Annotated in this window: 14 protein-coding genes and 1 pseudogene; 10 read left to right on the top strand and 5 right to left on the bottom strand. The window is 56.4% G+C overall.

Features of this window, described 5'->3' with window-relative positions:
- Window positions 1-13: 13 nt before the first annotated feature.
- Window positions 14-862: a MurR/RpiR family transcriptional regulator gene (locus B3B59_RS15850; protein WP_046884535.1), complete on the bottom strand. Its 849-nt coding sequence runs from the start codon at window positions 860-862 to the stop codon at window positions 14-16.
- A 118-nt stretch (window positions 863-980) separates the two neighbouring features.
- Here B3B59_RS15850 and murQ point away from each other — a divergent pair, with 118 nt between their 5' ends.
- The 4 genes from murQ to tadA are packed head-to-tail and all read left to right on the top strand — an operon-like array spanning window position 981 to window position 4,440.
- Window positions 981-1,874, top strand: a complete 894-nt coding sequence (murQ, locus tag B3B59_RS15845) for an N-acetylmuramic acid 6-phosphate etherase (protein ID WP_286809505.1) — start codon at window positions 981-983, stop codon at window positions 1,872-1,874.
- A 10-nt stretch (window positions 1,875-1,884) separates the two neighbouring features.
- On the top strand, window positions 1,885-3,237 hold the full coding sequence (locus tag B3B59_RS15840) for a PTS transporter subunit EIIC (RefSeq protein ID WP_286809504.1): 1,353 nt from the start codon (window positions 1,885-1,887) through the stop codon (window positions 3,235-3,237).
- A 3-nt stretch (window positions 3,238-3,240) separates the two neighbouring features.
- Window positions 3,241-3,876 carry a phosphatidylglycerophosphatase C gene (gene yfhb / locus B3B59_RS15835; RefSeq protein ID WP_207292223.1) on the top strand — a complete coding sequence of 212 codons (636 nt, stop codon included), beginning with the start codon at window positions 3,241-3,243 and terminating at the stop codon, window positions 3,874-3,876.
- 24 nt (window positions 3,877-3,900) lie between these two features.
- Window positions 3,901-4,440, top strand: a complete 540-nt coding sequence (tadA, locus tag B3B59_RS15830; RefSeq protein ID WP_414671908.1) for a tRNA adenosine(34) deaminase TadA — start codon at window positions 3,901-3,903, stop codon at window positions 4,438-4,440.
- Here the strand turns inward: tadA and mltF are convergent.
- Window positions 4,328-5,878 carry a membrane-bound lytic murein transglycosylase MltF gene (gene mltF / locus B3B59_RS15825; protein WP_286809503.1) on the bottom strand — a complete coding sequence of 517 codons (1,551 nt, stop codon included), beginning with the start codon at window positions 5,876-5,878 and terminating at the stop codon, window positions 4,328-4,330. The genes tadA and mltF overlap by 113 nt on opposite strands.
- A gap of 147 nt (window positions 5,879-6,025) precedes the next feature.
- Window positions 6,026-6,110: pseudogene (locus B3B59_RS20510) on the bottom strand (hypothetical protein); the annotation flags it as partial.
- A 36-nt stretch (window positions 6,111-6,146) separates the two neighbouring features.
- Here B3B59_RS20510 and purL point away from each other — a divergent pair.
- The 5 genes from purL to glnB all read left to right on the top strand — a co-directional run bounded on the left by purL (window position 6,147) and on the right by glnB (window position 14,458).
- Entirely contained in the window at window positions 6,147-10,034 is a 3,888-nt protein-coding gene (purL, locus tag B3B59_RS15820) for a phosphoribosylformylglycinamidine synthase (protein ID WP_233801475.1), read from the top strand.
- Window positions 10,035-10,578: 544 nt separating this feature from the next.
- Entirely contained in the window at window positions 10,579-12,012 is a 1,434-nt protein-coding gene (gene qseE / locus B3B59_RS15815; RefSeq protein ID WP_233801772.1) for a two component system sensor histidine kinase QseE/GlrK, read from the top strand.
- Window positions 12,009-12,716: a two-component system QseEF-associated lipoprotein QseG gene (gene qseG, locus B3B59_RS15810; protein ID WP_286809502.1), complete on the top strand. Its 708-nt coding sequence runs from the start codon at window positions 12,009-12,011 to the stop codon at window positions 12,714-12,716. Before qseE ends, qseG begins: the two co-directional genes overlap by 4 nt.
- Window positions 12,706-14,040: a two-component system response regulator GlrR gene (gene glrR / locus B3B59_RS15805; RefSeq protein WP_040074483.1), complete on the top strand. Its 1,335-nt coding sequence runs from the start codon at window positions 12,706-12,708 to the stop codon at window positions 14,038-14,040. The genes qseG and glrR overlap by 11 nt, the downstream gene beginning before the upstream one ends.
- Window positions 14,041-14,119: 79 nt before the next feature.
- Window positions 14,120-14,458, top strand: coding sequence for a nitrogen regulatory protein P-II (gene glnB, locus B3B59_RS15800; protein ID WP_003860685.1), 339 nt, complete (start codon window positions 14,120-14,122; stop codon window positions 14,456-14,458).
- Window positions 14,459-14,522: 64 nt separating this feature from the next.
- On the opposite strand, the gene hmpA is transcribed toward glnB, so the two are convergent.
- Window positions 14,523-15,713: an NO-inducible flavohemoprotein gene (hmpA, locus tag B3B59_RS15795; RefSeq protein WP_286809501.1), complete on the bottom strand. Its 1,191-nt coding sequence runs from the start codon at window positions 15,711-15,713 to the stop codon at window positions 14,523-14,525.
- A gap of 304 nt (window positions 15,714-16,017) precedes the next feature.
- On the opposite strand from hmpA, the gene glyA reads away from it, so the two are divergent.
- The gene (glyA, locus tag B3B59_RS15790; protein WP_046884544.1) at window positions 16,018-17,271 is read left to right on the top strand and encodes a serine hydroxymethyltransferase; all 1,254 of its coding nucleotides are present in this window, start codon (window positions 16,018-16,020) and stop codon (window positions 17,269-17,271) included.
- Window positions 17,272-17,339: 68 nt separating this feature from the next.
- On the opposite strand, the gene B3B59_RS15785 is transcribed toward glyA, so the two are convergent.
- Window positions 17,340-17,762 (bottom strand): DoxX family protein, encoded by a 423-nt coding sequence (locus tag B3B59_RS15785; RefSeq protein WP_286809500.1) that lies wholly within the window; start codon window positions 17,760-17,762, stop codon window positions 17,340-17,342.
- Between the last annotated feature and the right edge of the window lie 55 nt (window positions 17,763-17,817).

Here is a 17,817-nt window from a genome sequence, read left to right as displayed (position 1 = left end):
GCTCATTACGTACTCAAACCAGTTTTTTAACCAACGCTTCGCTGTGGCGAATACGATCCGGCGCATGTTCGAGATCTTGCTGCACTAGCGCCATAAACATCAGGTCCGTCAGCAGCATCTGTGCGCTGGTGGAAGAGATGGCCGCGCTCCGGGTCGCTTGCTCTTCTGCAATGGTATACAGGCAGCGAGAGGCGCGTTGCTGTAGGGCATTAGGGGTAAAACCGGTAATCGCAAGGATCTTCCCCCCCGCCCGCAGGGCTTCGTCTGCTGCCAGGTTGATTTCACGGCGTTCGCCGGAATAGGAGATGGCCAGCAGCACGTCACTGGGCTCCATAGCCTGAACGGTGGCCAGCAGAGCATGCATATCTTGCTCGACGATAGCGGTCAGGCCAATTTTATTCAGCTTCCAGCCAAAGTTGCGTGCTACCAGCCCCGACGCGCCAATACCCGTCAGGATCACCCGTCGTGCCGTGCGCAGCATCGTCACGCTCTCCAGCAACTTCTCTTCAGTATTCACATCCAGGGTGGCGTGCATGGCCGCCACTTTTTCTTTGATCAGTTTTTCACCGACCAGCCGCATCGGATCGTCGCCACGGATGTGGTTATGTACCGGCATCGACTGTGGGTTAGGGTGGCTGGCCAGCGCTTCGCTGATGGCCAGTTTGAGCGCGGGAAACCCTTTGAAGCCGATCTTCTGCGCAAATTTCACCACGCTCGACTGGCTGACGCCTGCCTCTTGGGCCAGCTGCTGTGAACTCAGATGCCGGGCATGGTCGGGCTGAGACAGCAGGAAATCCGCCAGTTTTTTGTCGCTCTGGGCAAAGCCCGCGTATCGCTGGCGAATTCGGATTAAACAGTTCATGAGGTCTCCTGGCGAAATGTGATAGCTGTTGCAAATTGCGAATATTGCTCGCCCGAATGAATTTTATATTCCATTATAGTGCGATTATTATGAATTAAAAATTCTTGAGGCACAAAAGATGAATCTAGGATCGCTTGTTTCTGAAACCCGTAACCCGCAAACCATGGATCTGGATGCGCTCTCCACTTTTGACCTTGTAAGCCGTTTTAATCAACAGGATACGCTGGTCGCGCAGGCAGTGAAAGAGACATTGCCCGAGGTTGCGAAGGCGGTCGATGCGGCGGCTACTGCATTGAAATCGGGCGGCCGCATTATTTACATGGGGGCGGGGACCAGTGGTCGCCTGGGCGTGCTGGATGCTTCCGAATGTCCACCTACGTTCGGCGTACCGCACGGCCTGGTGATCGGTCTGATAGCCGGTGGGCCGGGGGCATTGTTAAAAGCCGTCGAGGGGGCGGAGGACAGCCCGCAGCTCGGTGAAGACGATTTACGCGACATTGCACTGGCACCGCAGGATCTGGTCGTCGGGCTGGCGGCATCGGGGCGCACGCCGTACGTGCTGGGTGGGCTGGCATTTGCCAGACAGACCGGCTGCACGACGGTGGCCATCTCCTGTAATCCAGGATCCCCTATCGCCCAGGTGGCGGATATCGCTATTTCGCCTGTGGTAGGGCCTGAAGCTCTGACCGGCTCCACGCGACTTAAATCCGGCACGGCGCAGAAACTGGTGCTGAACATGATCTCTACCGGCGCGATGGTGAAGTTCGGCAAGGTTTACCAGAACCTGATGGTGGATATGAAGGCCACCAACGTGAAGCTTATCGACAGGGCTTGCCGCATGGTCGTGGAAGCGACCGGCACCACGCGCGAAGAGGCCGAAAAGGTGCTCCAGCAGACCGATTATGACGTTAAGCCTGCCATTCTGATGATATTAAGCGGGCTGGATGCGGCGACGGCGCGTGCCCGACTCGACCAGCACAGTGGTTTTTTACGGGCGGCGTTAGAAAACTAAAGAGGCGGATATGGAAAAAACGGCAGCGCTCGCCAGCGGTATCCTGCAGGGGATTGGCGGAGAGAAAAACATCCTGCGTCTGGAAAACTGCATGACGCGCGTGCGGGTGGAGGTAGTAGACGAGTCCAGGCTCGATCTCCCGCATCTGAAGAAACTGCCGGGCGTCAGCGGCTATGTGAAGCAGGGCGAGCAGCACCAGTTGATTGTCGGGCCGGGCAAAGCTGCGCAAGTCGTGGATGCCATGCGCGCGGTGATGGGGGGCGCAGCGGTGGATGACGCCGAGCGCACCAAAGCTCAGGTGAAGGCGCGCTATAAAGCACCGATGAGCGATGCCCTGCGCCAGCTGGCAAACGTCTTTATTCCGCTGATTCCGGCGTTTATCGCCTCCGGGCTGATCACCGGGATCATTAATATCCTGAAGCGCCCGGATATTGTCGGTGATTTTGCTACGCAGTACCCCAATCTGCTGGGGATCCTGGGCATCTTTGGCAGTGCTGTCTTCGCGATCATGAACATTTTGGTGGGGGTCAATACCGCCAAGGTATTTGGCGGCTCGCTTGCTATGGGCGGGGTTATGGCCGGGATCCTCTCCAGCCCACAGCTGGCGCAAATAAGCCTGTTTGGCGAGGCGCTCCAGCCTGGCCGTGGCGGGGTTATTGCCGTGCTGCTGGTGGTCGTGCTGATGTGTTGGGTCGAGAAAAAGCTGCGCAATGCCCTGCCGGGCTCGCTGGAGCTGATCCTCAACCCGCTGCTGACGACGCTCATTACAGGCAGTATTGCGATTATTGCCCTGCAACCGCTCGGCGGCTGGATCTCCGATGCGATTGCGCACGGTGCCTCCTGGGCTATCGACCGGGGTGGATTCATGGTAGGGGCGGTGTTGGCCGGGACCTTCCTGCCGCTGGTGTTGACTGGCCTGCATCAGGGGCTGGTGCCCATCCACGTCGAGCTGGTGCAGGCCCACGGCTTTAACGCCTTGCTGCCGATTCTGTCGATGGCCGGTGTCGGGCAGGTGGGGGCGGCGATTGCGGTATTGATGAAAACCCGCAATGCACGCCTTAAAAAAGTGATTAAAGGGGCTCTGCCGGTGGGCTTACTCGGCATCGGCGAACCGCTCATTTTTGGCGTCACGCTGCCGCTCGGTAAGCCATTTATCGGTGCCTGCCTGGGCGGTGCCGTGGGTGGGGCGCTGATCAGTTTCTGGAAAGTGGCGACCGTCATCACCTTTGGTATTTCCGGTTTACCGCTGGCATTAACCATCGTGACCGGAAAAGTCATGCTCTATCTGTTAGGCTATTTAATAGCGGTGATCGCCGGGTTCCTCTTTACCTGGCTGTTAGGATTCAACGATCCAGAGGAGTGAGGTTTGGTTAATAACGAGCGTCGGGTTGTCTTTTTTGATCTGGATGGAACGCTTCATCAACAGGATATGTTCGGTACGTTTATGCGTTATTTATTGCGCCGACAACCCCTGAATGCGTTGCTCGTATTGCCCCTCCTGCCGGTCATCGGCTGCGCGTTACTGATAAAAGGGCGCGCAGCCCGCTGGCCCATGAGTCTGTTGCTGTGGGGATGCACATTTGGCCACAGCGAGGCGCGACTGCAACAGCTGCGTCAGGATTTTGCCGACTGGTTTCGCCAGCATGTTACCGCCTTTCCGGTGGTGCAGCAGAGGCTCACCGCCTATCTTGATGCGTCGGATGCCGATATTTGGTTGATTACCGGATCTCCACAGCCGTTGGTGGAGCTCGTCTATTTCGATACGCCGTGGTTGCCGAAAGTGAACCTTATCGCCACCCAGACAGGGCGACGCTACGGCGGTTGGGTGCTCACCATGCGCTGTCTTGGCCATGAAAAGGTGGCGCAACTGGAGAAAAGAATCGGTACGCCGCTGCGCCTGTACAGTGGTTACAGCGACAGTAAGCAAGATAACCCGCTGCTCTACTTCTGCCAGCACCGCTGGCGTGTCACTCCCCAGGGCGAGCTACAGCAGCTGGAATAGTGTTATACATAAGCTGTGTGTATAATGCGCCCGCTTTACAGACTGGAGTGCATGTCGTTGTCTAACCCTGAACCTAATCATGAATACTGGATGCGCCACGCGCTCTCGCTGGCTCAACGCGCCTGGGATGAGGGCGAAGTGCCCGTGGGTGCCGTGCTGGTACACAACAATAAGGTGATTGGCGAAGGGTGGAACCGCCCGATTGGCCGCCACGATCCTACCGCGCATGCAGAGATTATGGCGCTGCGTCAGGGGGGGCTGGTACTGCAAAACTACCGTCTGCTGGAGACCACGCTTTATGTTACCCTGGAGCCGTGCGTCATGTGCTCAGGTGCGATGGTCCACAGCCGCATTGGCACCGTGGTGTACGGCGCGCAGGATGAAAAAACCGGGGCCGCAGGTTCTCTTATGAACGTGCTGGGACACCCCGGAATGAATCATCAGGTTAATGTCATCGGTGGGGTACTTGCACCAGCCTGTTCGGCGATGCTGAGTGACTTTTTTCGAATGCGTCGCCTGCAGAAAAAGCAACAAAAGGCAGAATCGAAGTTACCGGGTGGTTAAGTTCGTCCGGGGCGACCACCGGGTAGTTTTCAGCCATCTGGCGCGCCTGCGCCGCCTCTTTCTCTTTCTCCATCAAATAACCCACCAGGCTTATCTGATATTTACGAATGTTTTCGACGTAGGCGTAGGCCTCATGGCCGCGCGCATACCCGTAGGTGAGCTTGTTGTACCAGGGTTTCTGGCTCAGGAGAGGCAGGCGCTGCTTCACGTCTGACCAGCTGTCCGGGTTGCCTTTGGTTTTGGCCGTCAGGGCGCGTGCATCGAGCATATGGGCGTAGCCCATGTTATACGCCGCCAGCGCAAACCAGATCCGCTCCTCTTCCGGTACCGTCTCCGGGACTTTGCTCATCATGTCCTGCAGATAGCGCGCCCCGCCGCTGATGCTCTGCTCCGCATCCGTCCTGTCGGTAAGGCCGAGACTCTGGGCGGTATTCTTGGTCAGCATCATCAATCCACGTACGCCGGTGGGCGAGGTGGCCAGCGCATCCCAGTGCGACTCCTGATATGAAATCGCGGCCAGCAACCGCCAGTCGATCTCCTGAGCGTATTTCTCAAACAGCGGCTGAAGATCCGGTAACACGTTGTCGACGGCCCGCAGGAAGCTGCGGGTATCCACATAATCAAAGTCATCGCCATGACCGAGGTATTTTTCCTCCAGCCGTGCCAGGGTGCCATCTTCATTCAGGCCGCTGAAGAAATCGAGCATTGCGGCAGGGAGGGTCTGATCGTCATCAAGTTTACTGAACCAGGTCACCGGCTGCTCGTCGGTCACGTCCAGCGCCACGGCCAGTTCAGGATGTACACGCTGGAAGAGGCTGATGGCAACCGAGTCGGCGATGGTATAGGGCAGCTTCCCGTCTTTAACCTGTTCGAGCAGGGCCGTCGTGCCCAGCTTTTCATCGACCGTCCAGCTAAGGTCAGGATATTTTTTCTCTTTCAGGACGCGTAAGTCTTCGATTGCCACGTGGCCAGGCGCAATGACCAGCTGTTCAGCGGTCAGATTTGCCAGGGTACGCGGGCGCAGGCTGCCCACGCGGTAGACCAGCTGCTGCGAAACGGAATAGTAGGTTGGGCCCGGCTGATAATTTTTGCTGCGCTCGCTGTTGTAAACCAGACCGGCGGCCAGCAGGTCGGCATCGCCGTTATCGAGGTCGTCGAAAAGCTGGCTAATGTTCTGGCGTACGGTTACTTTTAGCTTCACGCCCAGGTAGTCAGCAAAATGTTGCGCCAGCTCGTAGTCCAGCCCAATCACTTTATTGTTGATGGCATTGTAGGTCAGCGGGGAGGTAATGGTACTTACGCGCAGCTCCCCCCGCGCCTGGATCGCGGCGATACGGTTTTCGGCTTTGCCGAACCAGGGGATAGAAGGCCATAAGGCCGCTGCCAGCAGCAAGGTAACAATGCCGATGAGCAGATAATTAATCTTTAATTTTTTCAATTAGTTAATTCTCTGCGTCAGCGCTTGCCTCAGTCTGCAGTGGCCATGTTAAACGTACGGTTTGCCATTGATTGAGCGGCATTTTGCGTAAACTTAAGCCAGTTGGCAACTTATTACAGATAACGGCAACACCTATTGTTAAATTTCCGCTGTGATTTTATTTCGACGCAAACGGTTTCGTCTGCGCTCAGGATTCTCTATAATGACGCCCGTTTTCCCCCCTTGCGCACACTGTAAGCGCCTCCGGCGCTTCGAAGACGAGAGACTTATGATGGAAATTCTGCGTGGTTCGCCTGCACTGTCTGCCTTCCGTATCAACAAACTGCTGGCACGTTTTCAGGCGGCCGACCTTCCGGTAAGCAATATTTACGCTGAGTATGTCCATTTTGCTGACCTGAATGCCCCTCTGGATGCAGAGGAGCGAGCGAGACTTGAGCGCCTGCTGAAGTATGGCCCGAGCCTGAGCAGCCATACCCCAACCGGTAAACTTCTGCTCGTCACCCCTCGCCCTGGTACCATCTCCCCCTGGTCTTCTAAAGCAACCGACATCGCCCATAACTGTGGCCTGACGCAGGTAAACCGCCTTGAACGCGGCGTGGCTTATTACGTTGAAGCCTCAACGCTGACCGACGCCCAGTGGGCGACCGTGGCCGCTGAACTGCATGACCGCATGATGGAGAGCGTCTTTGGCGCGTTAAACGACGCGGAGCAGCTCTTCGCCCATCATCAGCCGGCGCCCGTGCAGAGTGTGGATGTGCTGGGGCAGGGCCGTCAGGCGCTGATTGACGCCAACCTGCGTCTCGGCCTGGCGCTGGCCGAAGATGAAATTGATTATCTGCAGGATGCGTTCGTTAAACTGAACCGCAATCCGAACGATATCGAACTCTATATGTTCGCCCAGGCGAACTCAGAACACTGCCGCCACAAAATCTTCAACGCCGACTGGGTGATTGACGGCGAACAGCAGCCGAAGTCGCTGTTCAAAATGATTAAAAACACCATGGAGCAAACCCCTGACCACGTGCTGTCTGCCTATAAAGACAACGCCGCGGTAATGGAGGGTTCCGAGGTGGGCCGCTTCTTCGCCGATCGCGAAGCAGGGCGCTATGACTTCCATCAGGAGCCTGCGCATATCCTGATGAAAGTAGAAACGCATAACCACCCGACGGCGATTTCGCCGTGGCCGGGTGCTGCGACCGGCTCCGGCGGTGAAATCCGTGACGAAGGGGCAACCGGTCGCGGTGCAAAACCCAAAGCGGGTCTGGTGGGCTTCTCCGTCTCCAACCTGCGTATCCCAGGCTTTGAACAGCCCTGGGAAGAAGATTTCGGTAAGCCGGAACGTATTGTCACCGCGCTGGATATTATGACCGACGGCCCACTGGGCGGTGCGGCATTCAACAACGAATTTGGTCGTCCGGCGCTTAACGGTTACTTCCGTACCTACGAAGAGAAAGTGGAGAGCCACAACGGTGAAGAGCTGCGCGGCTACCACAAACCCATCATGCTGGCGGGCGGGATCGGCAACATCCGCGCCGATCACGTGCAGAAAGGTGAGATCGTCGTCGGTGCGAAGCTGATCGTGCTCGGCGGTCCGGCGATGAACATCGGTCTGGGCGGCGGGGCGGCCTCGTCCATGGCATCCGGTCAGTCTGATGCAGACCTCGATTTTGCCTCCGTGCAGCGTGATAACCCGGAAATGGAGCGCCGTTGTCAGGAGGTGATCGACCGCTGCTGGCAGCTGGGCGATGCGAACCCGATTCTCTTCATCCACGACGTCGGGGCGGGCGGTCTCTCCAACGCTATGCCGGAGCTGGTGAGCGATGGCGGTCGCGGTGGCCGTTTCAACCTGCGCGACATCCTGAACGACGAACCGGGCATGAGCCCGCTGGAAATCTGGTGTAACGAATCGCAGGAGCGTTACGTGCTGGCGGTTTCGCCAGACCAGTTGCCGCTGTTCGATGAGTTGTGCCGTCGTGAACGTGCCCCTTATGCGGTGATCGGTGAAGCGACCGAAGAGATGCACCTCAGCCTGAATGACACCCATTTCGACAACCAGCCGATCGATCTGCCGCTGGACGTGCTGCTGGGCAAAACGCCGAAGATGACCCGCGATGTCGAGACTCGTAAAGCGGCAGGCAAAGCGCTGGAACGTCAGGACATCTCGATAGCAGAAGCGGTAAACCGCGTTCTGCATCTGCCCACCGTGGCGGAAAAAACTTTCCTGGTAACTATCGGCGACCGTACCGTGACCGGGATGGTCTCCCGTGACCAGATGGTAGGGCCATGGCAGATCCCGGTTGCCAACTGCGCGGTAACCACCGCCAGCCTCGATAGCTACTACGGTGAAGCGATGGCATTGGGCGAGCGCGCGCCGGTTGCACTGCTGGACTTCGGGGCTTCGGCTCGTCTGGCCGTGGGTGAAGCGTTGACCAACATCGCCGCTACCCGCATTGGCGATATCAAACGCATCAAACTCTCTGCTAACTGGATGGCCGCAGCGGGTCATCCGGGTGAAGACGCCGGGCTGTACGAAGCGGTGAAAGCCGTGGGCGAAGAGCTCTGTCCGGCGCTGGGGCTGACCATTCCGGTGGGTAAAGACTCCATGTCGATGAAAACCCGCTGGCAGGAAGGTAACGAACAGCGTGAGATGACCTCTCCGCTGTCGCTGGTGATTACCGCCTTTGCCCGCGTGGAAGATGTGCGTCAGACCATTACCCCTGAGCTGTCTCTCGAAGATAATGCCCTGTTGCTGATCGATCTCGGCAAAGGCCAGAACGCCCTCGGGGCAACCGCGCTGGCGCAGGTTTACCGTCAACTGGGCGATAAGCCTGCCGACGTGCGTGACGTGGCGCAGCTGAAAGGCTTCTACGACGCGATTCAGACGCTGGTGGCGCAGCGCAAACTGTTGGCTTATCACGACCGTTCCGACGGCGGTCTGCTGGTGACTCTGGCAGAGATGGCCTTTACCGGTCACTGTGGCGTGGAAGCCAACATCGCGACGCTGGGCGAGGATCGTCTGGCCGCGCTGTTCAATGAAGAGCTGGGCGCCGTGATTCAGGTGCGTGCTGCCGACCGCGACGCGGTTGAGGCCCTGCTGGCTCAGCATGGCCTGGCAGATTGCGTGCACTATCTGGGCAAAGCCGTACAGGGCGATCGCTTCGTGATTGAAGCGGACGGCCATGCGGTGTTCAGCGAAAGCCGTACCACCCTGCGTATGTGGTGGGCAGAGACCACCTGGCAGATGCAGCGCCTGCGCGATAACCCGGAATGTGCCGATCAGGAACACGAGGCCAAGGCCAACGATAACGATCCAGGGCTGAATGTGAAGCTCTCCTTCGATATCAACGAGGATATCGCCGCGCCTTATATCGCGACCGGCGCGCGCCCGAAAGTGGCGGTTCTGCGTGAGCAGGGGGTGAACTCTCACGTTGAGATGGCAGCGGCCTTCCACCGTGCGGGCTTCGATGCCATAGATGTGCACATGAGCGACCTGATTGGCGGACGCAGGGGTCTGGAAGATTTCCATGCGCTGGTAGCCTGCGGTGGTTTCTCTTACGGTGACGTACTGGGGGCCGGTGAAGGCTGGGCGAAATCGATCCTCTTCAACAGCCGCGTGCGCGATGAGTTCGAAACCTTCTTCCATCGTCCGCAGACGCTGGCGCTGGGCGTGTGTAACGGCTGCCAGATGATGTCTAACCTGCGCGAGCTGATCCCTGGTAGCGAAGCCTGGCCGCGCTTTGTGCGTAACCAGTCCGATCGCTTCGAAGCGCGTTTCAGCCTGGTTGAAGTGACCCAAAGCCCGTCTCTGCTGCTGCAGGGGATGGTAGGATCGCAGATGCCGATTGCCGTCTCTCATGGCGAAGGGCAGGTAGAAGTACGTGATGCGGCGCATCTCGCTCAGCTGGAAAGTAAAGGGCTGGTGGCGCTGCGCTTCGTGGATAACTTCGGCAAAGTCACCCAGACCTACCCGGCGAACCCGAACGGCTCAGTCAATGGTATTACCGCGGTCACCAGCGAAAGCGGCCGTGCGACCATTATGATGCCGCACCCGGAACGCGTCTTCCGTACCGTCAGCAACTCCTGGCACCCGGAAAACTGGGGCGAAGACAGCCCGTGGATGCGTATCTTCCGCAACGCGCGTAAACAGCTGGGTTAATTCCCCGGCAAGTAATAAGGCCCGGCAAACGCCGGGCTTTTTTATTTGTGATGGAGAACACGCGATAGTGTCGGGAAATTGCGACAAGCGCAATAATCGGGTGTCTCTATATGGAGACACATAAATGATTGATTTTTATAGGGTGGGGTAATTGCACTTTAAGCTGTTGCTAAATGGCGACAGTTAGCCTGAAAATCATTCAGCGGAAAACTAACGTCTTTTATATATTAAATCCTTATAAATCATATAAATAATAAATTTATTTGCATTCTGGCACGAGTGTTGCATAATTATAACCAGTGGCTCATTCACCTTCTTATGTCAGCCCCTTCGGGACGCGCTACATAAACTTCGAATGACGCACAACAAGGTGCCTGCCGTCCAACTACTGATAATTGCTTTGCTTTATCAGACCCAGGGCGAAACGTCGAGTTAGGCACCGCCTCATTCCACAACAAAGCCGGGTTTTTACCCGGCTTTGTTGTATCTGAAGCGCGTAGTCAGTAGCATCCCACTCACCCCCTATTTAGCTGAGAGTAATGCGTTGAAACGCTGGCCTGTTTTTCCTCGCTCCCTGCGACAGTTAGTTATGATGGCCTTTATCCTGATCCTGCTGCCGCTACTGGTGCTGGCATGGCAGGCCTGGCAGAGCCTGAACGCGCTCAGCGCCCAGGCGGCGCTGACTAACCGGACCACGCTGATTGATGCCCGTCGCAGTGAGGCGATGACCAATGCCGCACTGGAGATGGAGCGCAGCTACCGGCAGTACTGCGTACTGGATGACCGAACGCTGGCGCGGGTGTACCAGAATCAGCGCAAGCGTTACAGTGAAATGCTGGATGCCCACGCCGGGGTATTACCGGACGATAAACTCTATCAGGCGTTGCGTCAGGATCTCAACGCGCTTGCCCAGCTTCAATGCCATAACAGCGGCCCGGACGCCGACGCCGCCTCCCGACTGGAAGCCTTCGCCGCGGCCAATACCGAGATGGTACAGGCTACCCGTTCGGTGATCTTCTCTCGTGGCCAGCAGCTACAGCAGGAGATCGCCGAACGCGGGCAGTTCTTCGGCTGGCAGGCGCTGGTGCTGTTCCTGGTCAGCCTGATCCTGGTACTGCTCTTTACCCGCATGATCATCGGCCCGGTAAAAGGCATTGAGCGGATGATCAACCGCCTGGGGGAAGGGCGCTCTCTGGGCAACACCGTGGTCTTTACCGGCCCGCGCGAGCTGCGTTCGGTGGGGCAGCGTATCATCTGGCTCTCGGAGCGGCTGGCGTGGCTTGAGTCACAACGCCACCAGTTCCTGCGTCATATATCCCACGAATTGAAAACGCCGCTGGCCAGCATGCGTGAAGGCACCGAATTGTTGGCAGACCAGGTTGCCGGGCCGCTCACCCCCGAGCAAAAAGAGATTGTGGATATTCTCGATGACAGCAGCCGCAATCTGCAAAAATTGATTGAGCAGTTGCTTGATTACAACCGTAAACTGGCGGATGGTGCGCCAGAGCTAGAGCGGGTTGAGATTGCGCCGCTGGTCGATATGGTGCTCTCCGCCCATAGCTTGCCGGCGCGAGCTAAAATGATGCATACCGAAACGGATCTGCAGGCGTCAGCCTGTGTTGCTGAGCCAATGCTACTGATGAGCGTGCTGGACAATCTTTATTCCAATGCGGTGCACTATGGTACTGAATCCGGTACCATTTATATTCGGAGTTTTACCCAGGGTTCGCGGATCTGTATTGATGTCGCCAATACTGGAAGCCCTATCCCTGATGACGAGCAGGAGATGATCTTTGAGCCCTTCTACCAGGGGAGCCATCAGCGCAAAGGGGCGGTCAAGGGGAGCGGCCTGGGTCTGAGCATCGCTCGCGACTGCATTCGCCGCATGCACGGAGAGCTAAACCTAATTACTGACGACCGTACCGATGTTTGCTTTCGCATCGAACTGCCGCTTAAGCCGGAAAAATCAATGAAATGAATCTATGCCTGGTGAGTATGTCACATATCTTTTCCCGCGCCATTAACGCGGTATTTAACAGCAAATGTCTACGTATCAGCCTTGCCGGTCTGCTGCTGAGCGGTTGTGTTACCCATGCGCCGACCAGCGCCATTAGCAATAAGCCGGAAGAGAAGCTGCCTGAACATCAACTGGCCGATTTCCTCTCCACGGACTGCAATAATATCTGGCGATTACAGGGACACGAAACCGAGACTAACCCTCTTTACTGGCTGCGCAGCATGGACTGTGCCGAACGCCTGGCACCGTCGGTTGCCCGCGCAGAGGCAAGGAACTGGGCGGATGATAGCTGGCAAGGAACCTTTAAACGCGGCATCCTGCTGGCAAATGCCAAAATCAGCCCTGTGGAGCGCCGCGCCTATACCACCCGACTTGATGCCCTGAGCCCACAGATCCCGGCACAGGTACGCCCCTTATTCCAGGTCTGGCGTGACGGGCAGATGCAGCAGCTGCAGCTTGCCGAAGAGCGTTCGCGTTACAGTAAGCTTCAGCAAGCGAGTGACGAGGAGCTGGATACACTGCGCCAGCAGCAGCAATATTTGCGTGGCGAGCTGGAGACCACTACCCGCAAGCTGGAAAACCTGACCGATATTGAGCGTCAACTCTCCACCCGCAAACCGGTGGGCGATGTGCCAAAATCTGAGGAAGTGAGCCATGAGCCGTAAACCTGCGCACCTTTTACTGGTAGATGATGATCCTGGGCTGCTAAAGCTGCTGGGAATGCGTCTGATGAGTGAAGGCTACAGCGTCGTGACCGCCGAAAGCGGACAGGAAGGGTTGCGGGTGCTGGCTCGGGAAAAAGTGGATCTGGTGATTAGCGATCTGCGCATGGATGAGATGGATGGCATGCAGCTCTTTATCGAGATCCAGCGAGTCCAGCCCGGCATGCCGGTGATCATCCTTACCGCCCACGGATCGATTCCCGATGCCGTGGCGGCCACGCAGCAGGGGGTGTTCAGTTTTCTCACCAAGCCGGTGGATAAAGATGCGCTCTACAAAGCCATCGACGATGCGCTGGAACATACCGCTTCGTCCGGCGATGACCAGTGGCGCGAGGCGATTGTGACCCGCAGCCCCATTATGCTGCGTCTGCTTGAGCAGGCGAGAATGGTGGCCCAGTCTGACGTCAGCGTATTGATTAACGGCCAGAGTGGTACCGGGAAAGAGATCCTTGCTCAGGCCATTCACAACGCCAGCCCGCGTAGTAAAAATGCCTTTATCGCCATTAACTGCGGTGCCTTGCCTGAACAGTTGCTGGAGTCGGAGCTCTTTGGTCATGCCCGTGGCGCCTTTACCGGGGCCGTGAGCAGCCGCGAAGGGCTGTTCCAGGCCGCAGAGGGCGGCACGCTATTTCTGGATGAGATCGGCGATATGCCCGCGCCTTTGCAGGTGAAACTCCTGCGCGTCTTGCAGGAGCGTAAAGTACGTCCGCTGGGCAGTAACCGCGATATCGACATCAATGTCCGCATTATTTCTGCAACCCATCGCGATCTGCCGAAAGCGATGGAGCGCAAAGAGTTCCGTGAAGATCTCTACTATCGCCTTAACGTGGTGAATTTGAAAATACCGCCGCTGGCAGAGCGTGCTGAAGATATCCCGCTGCTGGCGACGCAACTGCTGCGCCAGTCGGCTGAGCGGCATAAACCCTTTGTGCGAGCCTTTTCAACCGATGCCATGAAGCGGCTGATGACCGCCGGCTGGCCGGGCAACGTGCGCCAACTGGTGAACGTGATCGAGCAGTGCGTAGCGCTGACCTCCTCGCCGGTGATCAGCGATGCGCTGGTTGAGCAGGCGCTGGAAGGGGAGAACACCGCGCTCCCCACCTTTGTGGAAGCGCGTAATCAGTTTGAACTTAACTACCTGCGTAAGCTGCTGCAAATTACCAAAGGCAACGTGACCCATGCGGCCCGTATGGCTGGACGCAACCGCACCGAGTTTTACAAATTGCTGTCGCGCCATGAGCTGGAAGCAAACGACTTTAAAGAGTAATACCGCTAAATCCATCGGGTATGATACTGTGAGCAACCGATTACGATGCTGCTGACAGGTACGATTTCAAGGACTCACCATGAAAAAAATTGATGCGATTATTAAACCTTTCAAACTGGACGATGTGCGTGAAGCGCTGGCGGAAGTCGGCATCACCGGGATGACGGTAACTGAAGTGAAAGGCTTTGGTCGCCAGAAGGGCCATACTGAGTTGTATCGTGGCGCAGAGTACATGGTGGACTTTCTGCCGAAGGTGAAAATTGAGATCGTGGTCAGCGACGATATCGTCGACACCTGCGTGGATACGATTATTCGCACCGCTCAGACCGGCAAAATTGGCGACGGAAAGATCTTTGTCTTTGATGTCGCGCGGGTGATCCGTATTCGTACGGGTGAAGAGGACGATGCGGCGATCTAAACTCGCATCACGCTGGCTCATCTGTATAAAAAAAGCCCCCGGTAATTGCCGGGGGCTTTTTGCATTACAGCACCTTGTGCGGGCCAAAACATTCGTAATGGATGTTCTCTTTATTGACCCCCAGTTCGACCAACTGCGCGGCTGCGAACTGCATAAAGGCTACCGGGCCACAGACATAAAACAGCATCTCCGGGGCGTTAAACAGGCCTTTATGCGGGGCTAAATCCATCAACCCCTCGGCATTAAAGCGTGCTGCTGTGCGATCGGCCTCCGTCGGCAGGCGGTACCAGGTATGTGCGGTAAAGTGCGGCAACTGAGCAGCCAGAGCCTGTACTTCATCGGCAAACGCATGCACATCACCGTTCTCGGCGGCATGGAACCAGTTTACCGGTGCGCTGTGCTGCGATTTCGCCAGAGTGTCCAGCATCGCCAGCATCGGGGTTTGCCCCACGCCTGCGGAAATCAGCGTAACCGGCGTGTCGGTGTCAACGGCCATAAAGAAATCACCGGCCGGCGCGGCCAGATGCACCACGTCGCCTACTTTCGCTTCGTTATGCAGCCAGGTTGAGACCTGACCACCCTCTTCGCGTTTCACGGCGATACGATAGCTCTTAGCATTGGCTTTGCGGGTGAGGGAATACTGGCGGATCTCCTGATGCGGGAAGCCTTCGGGTTTCAGCCACACGGCCAGATACTGGCCAGGCTGATAATCCGCTACGGCTTTACCATCCACCGGTTCGAATTCGAAGCTGGTAATCAGCGCGCTGCGCGGGGTTTTCTCTACGATACGGAAGGCGCGAGTGCCCTCCCAGCCACCCTTTTTGCTGGCATGCTCGCTGTAGATCTGCGCTTCACGGTTGATAAAGACATTAGCCAGCACGCCGTAAGCTTTACCCCAGGCATCCAGCACCTCCTGACCCGGGCTGAACATCTCATCCAGGGTGGCAAGCAGGTGAGTACCCACGATGTTGTACTGCTCCGGCTTGATCTGGAAGCTGGTGTGCTTCTGCGCAATTTTCTCGACTGCCGGCAGTAGGGCCGCCAGGTTATCGATGTTGCTGGCATAGGCGGCAATCGCATTAAACAGCGCTTCGCGCTGATCGCCGTTACGCTGGTTGCTCATGTTAAAAATTTCTTTGAGCTCGGGATTGTGGGCGAACATCCGGTCGTAAAAGTGGGCGGTAAGTTTAGGACCCGTTTCAACCAGCAGGGGAATAGTGGCTTTCACGGTTGCGATGGTTTGGGCGTCGAGCATGGCTGCTTCCTTTTCTGTAACTCTAATGATGTATTTTAAATACATCTTATAAAAAATAACCCTGCGTTGTAAATGGTTCTTTGCAACGTGAAATATTCACATCACAAACCTGAAAAGAAATCCCTTACTTGCCGTCTGCGCTTTATGTGTCAAACCCTTGCGTGGCGGGCAGGAAAACGTTTGCGTAAAATCGTTTGTCAAGACCTGTTATCACAGAACTAATCAGTTATACTGTTGCGCGTTGTCCAACAGGACTGCCTTTTTCAGGTCAAAATTTTATTGTTAGCTGAGTCAGGAGATGCGGATGTTAAAGCGTGAAATGAACATTGCCGATTATGATGCCGAACTGTGGCAGGCTATGGAGCAGGAAAAAGTACGTCAGGAAGAGCACATCGAACTGATCGCCTCCGAAAACTACACCAGCCCGCGTGTGATGCAGGCGCAGGGCTCTCAGCTGACCAACAAATACGCTGAAGGTTATCCGGGCAAGCGCTACTACGGCGGTTGCGAGTACGTGGATATCGTTGAGCAGCTGGCAATCGACCGCGCGAAAGAGCTGTTTGGCGCCGACTACGCTAACGTCCAGCCGCACTCCGGTTCTCAGGCTAACTTCGCGGTTTACACCGCACTGCTGCAGCCGGGCGATACCGTTCTGGGTATGAACCTGGCGCAGGGCGGCCACCTGACTCACGGCTCCCCGGTTAACTTCTCGGGCAAACTGTACAACATCATTCCTTACGGTATTGATGAGTCCGGTAAAATTGACTACGAAGACATGGCGAAGCAGGCCAAAGAGCACAAGCCGAAGATGATCATCGGCGGCTTCTCTGCCTACTCCGGTATCGTTGACTGGGCTAAAATGCGCGAAATCGCAGACAGCATCGGCGCATATCTGTTTGTGGATATGGCGCACGTTGCCGGTCTGATTGCTGCGGGCGTTTACCCGAACCCGGTTCCACATGCGCACGTTGTCACCACCACGACTCACAAAACCCTGGCGGGTCCACGCGGTGGCCTGATCCTGGCGAAGGGCGGCGACGAAGATCTGTATAAGAAACTGAACTCTGCTGTCTTCCCAAGCGCGCAGGGCGGCCCGCTGATGCACGTTATCGCAGCGAAAGCCGTGGCGCTGAAAGAAGCGATGGAGCCAGAGTTCAAAGTGTATCAGCAGCAGGTTGCTAAAAACGCTAAAGCGATGGTGGAAGTGTTCCTGAACCGTGGCTACAAAGTGGTGTCTGGCGGTACTGAAAACCACCTGTTCCTGCTGGATCTGGTCGATAAAAACCTGACCGGTAAAGAGGCTGACGCTGCCCTTGGCCGCGCCAACATTACCGTAAACAAAAACAGCGTACCTAACGATCCGAAGAGCCCGTTCGTGACCTCCGGTATCCGTATCGGTTCACCGGCCGTTACTCGCCGTGGCTTTAAAGAAGCGGAAGTGAAAGAGCTGGCAGGCTGGATGTGTGACGTGCTGGACAATATCAATGACGACGCGGTTATCGAGCGCGTTAAAGGTAAAGTTCTGGAAATCTGCGCACGCTTCCCGGTATACGCATAATTCTGCTTCGCAGAAAGAGAAAAGGCCGCGCAAGCGGCCTTTTTTATTTACAGGCGAAAAGGGAAGGTTTAGCGCCGGTCAATAGAAATTGCGCCAGGCCCGGTGACGGCCAATAATAAAAAGGCCCCAGCAATACTGATATTTTTATAAAAGTTAATCATATTCGGCATGACGGCGTCGCCGCTCATCTCCCAGTAAGGATGGCCGATAACTGCCGTACCCAGCGTGTAAAAGACAAACAGCAGTGCGATAGGGCGGGTAAAGAAACCCAGCACGATCAAAATAGCCGCCGGGATCTCCATCACCACCGCAATAATCGCCGCCAGCATCGGCATGGGAGTGCCCAGCTTCGCCATATATTGCACGGTGCCATCAAACCCTGTCATTTTCGGTAGACCAAAAATAATAAACAGCAGCACGATAGCGATCCGGGCAATCAAAAGAAGCAGAGGGCGTGACTGACCGAAATCTAAATAGCGAAGTGCGTTCATGATGAGCTCGCTTTTCGGTGGGGCGTAATTTAACCCTAATACAAATTATCGGCAC

Source organism: Leclercia sp. UBA2479 (assembly GCF_002341985.1).
Classification (GTDB): Bacteria; Pseudomonadota; Gammaproteobacteria; order Enterobacterales; family Enterobacteriaceae; genus Enterobacter; species Enterobacter pneumoniae.
The sequence above is the reverse complement of the archived record's forward strand: the minus strand, read 5'-3'. Positions and strand labels throughout refer to the sequence as shown.

Excerpts from the sequence above, each read along its gene's own strand:
- B3B59_RS15850 (WP_046884535.1), bottom strand. The coding sequence starts at position 862 with ATGAACTGTTTAATCCGAATTCGCCAGCGATACGCGGGCTTTGCCCAG.
- murQ (WP_286809505.1), top strand. The coding sequence starts at position 981 with ATGAATCTAGGATCGCTTGTTTCTGAAACCCGTAACCCGCAAACCATG.
- B3B59_RS15840 (WP_286809504.1), top strand. The coding sequence starts at position 1,885 with ATGGAAAAAACGGCAGCGCTCGCCAGCGGTATCCTGCAGGGGATTGGC.
- tadA (WP_414671908.1), top strand. The coding sequence starts at position 3,901 with ATGCGCCCGCTTTACAGACTGGAGTGCATGTCGTTGTCTAACCCTGAA.
- purL (WP_233801475.1), top strand. The coding sequence starts at position 6,147 with ATGATGGAAATTCTGCGTGGTTCGCCTGCACTGTCTGCCTTCCGTATC.
- qseG (WP_286809502.1), top strand. The coding sequence starts at position 12,009 with ATGAATCTATGCCTGGTGAGTATGTCACATATCTTTTCCCGCGCCATT.
- glrR (WP_040074483.1), top strand. The coding sequence starts at position 12,706 with ATGAGCCGTAAACCTGCGCACCTTTTACTGGTAGATGATGATCCTGGG.
- glnB (WP_003860685.1), top strand. The coding sequence starts at position 14,120 with ATGAAAAAAATTGATGCGATTATTAAACCTTTCAAACTGGACGATGTG.
- hmpA (WP_286809501.1), bottom strand. The coding sequence starts at position 15,713 with ATGCTCGACGCCCAAACCATCGCAACCGTGAAAGCCACTATTCCCCTG.
- glyA (WP_046884544.1), top strand. The coding sequence starts at position 16,018 with ATGTTAAAGCGTGAAATGAACATTGCCGATTATGATGCCGAACTGTGG.
- B3B59_RS15785 (WP_286809500.1), bottom strand. The coding sequence starts at position 17,762 with ATGAACGCACTTCGCTATTTAGATTTCGGTCAGTCACGCCCTCTGCTT.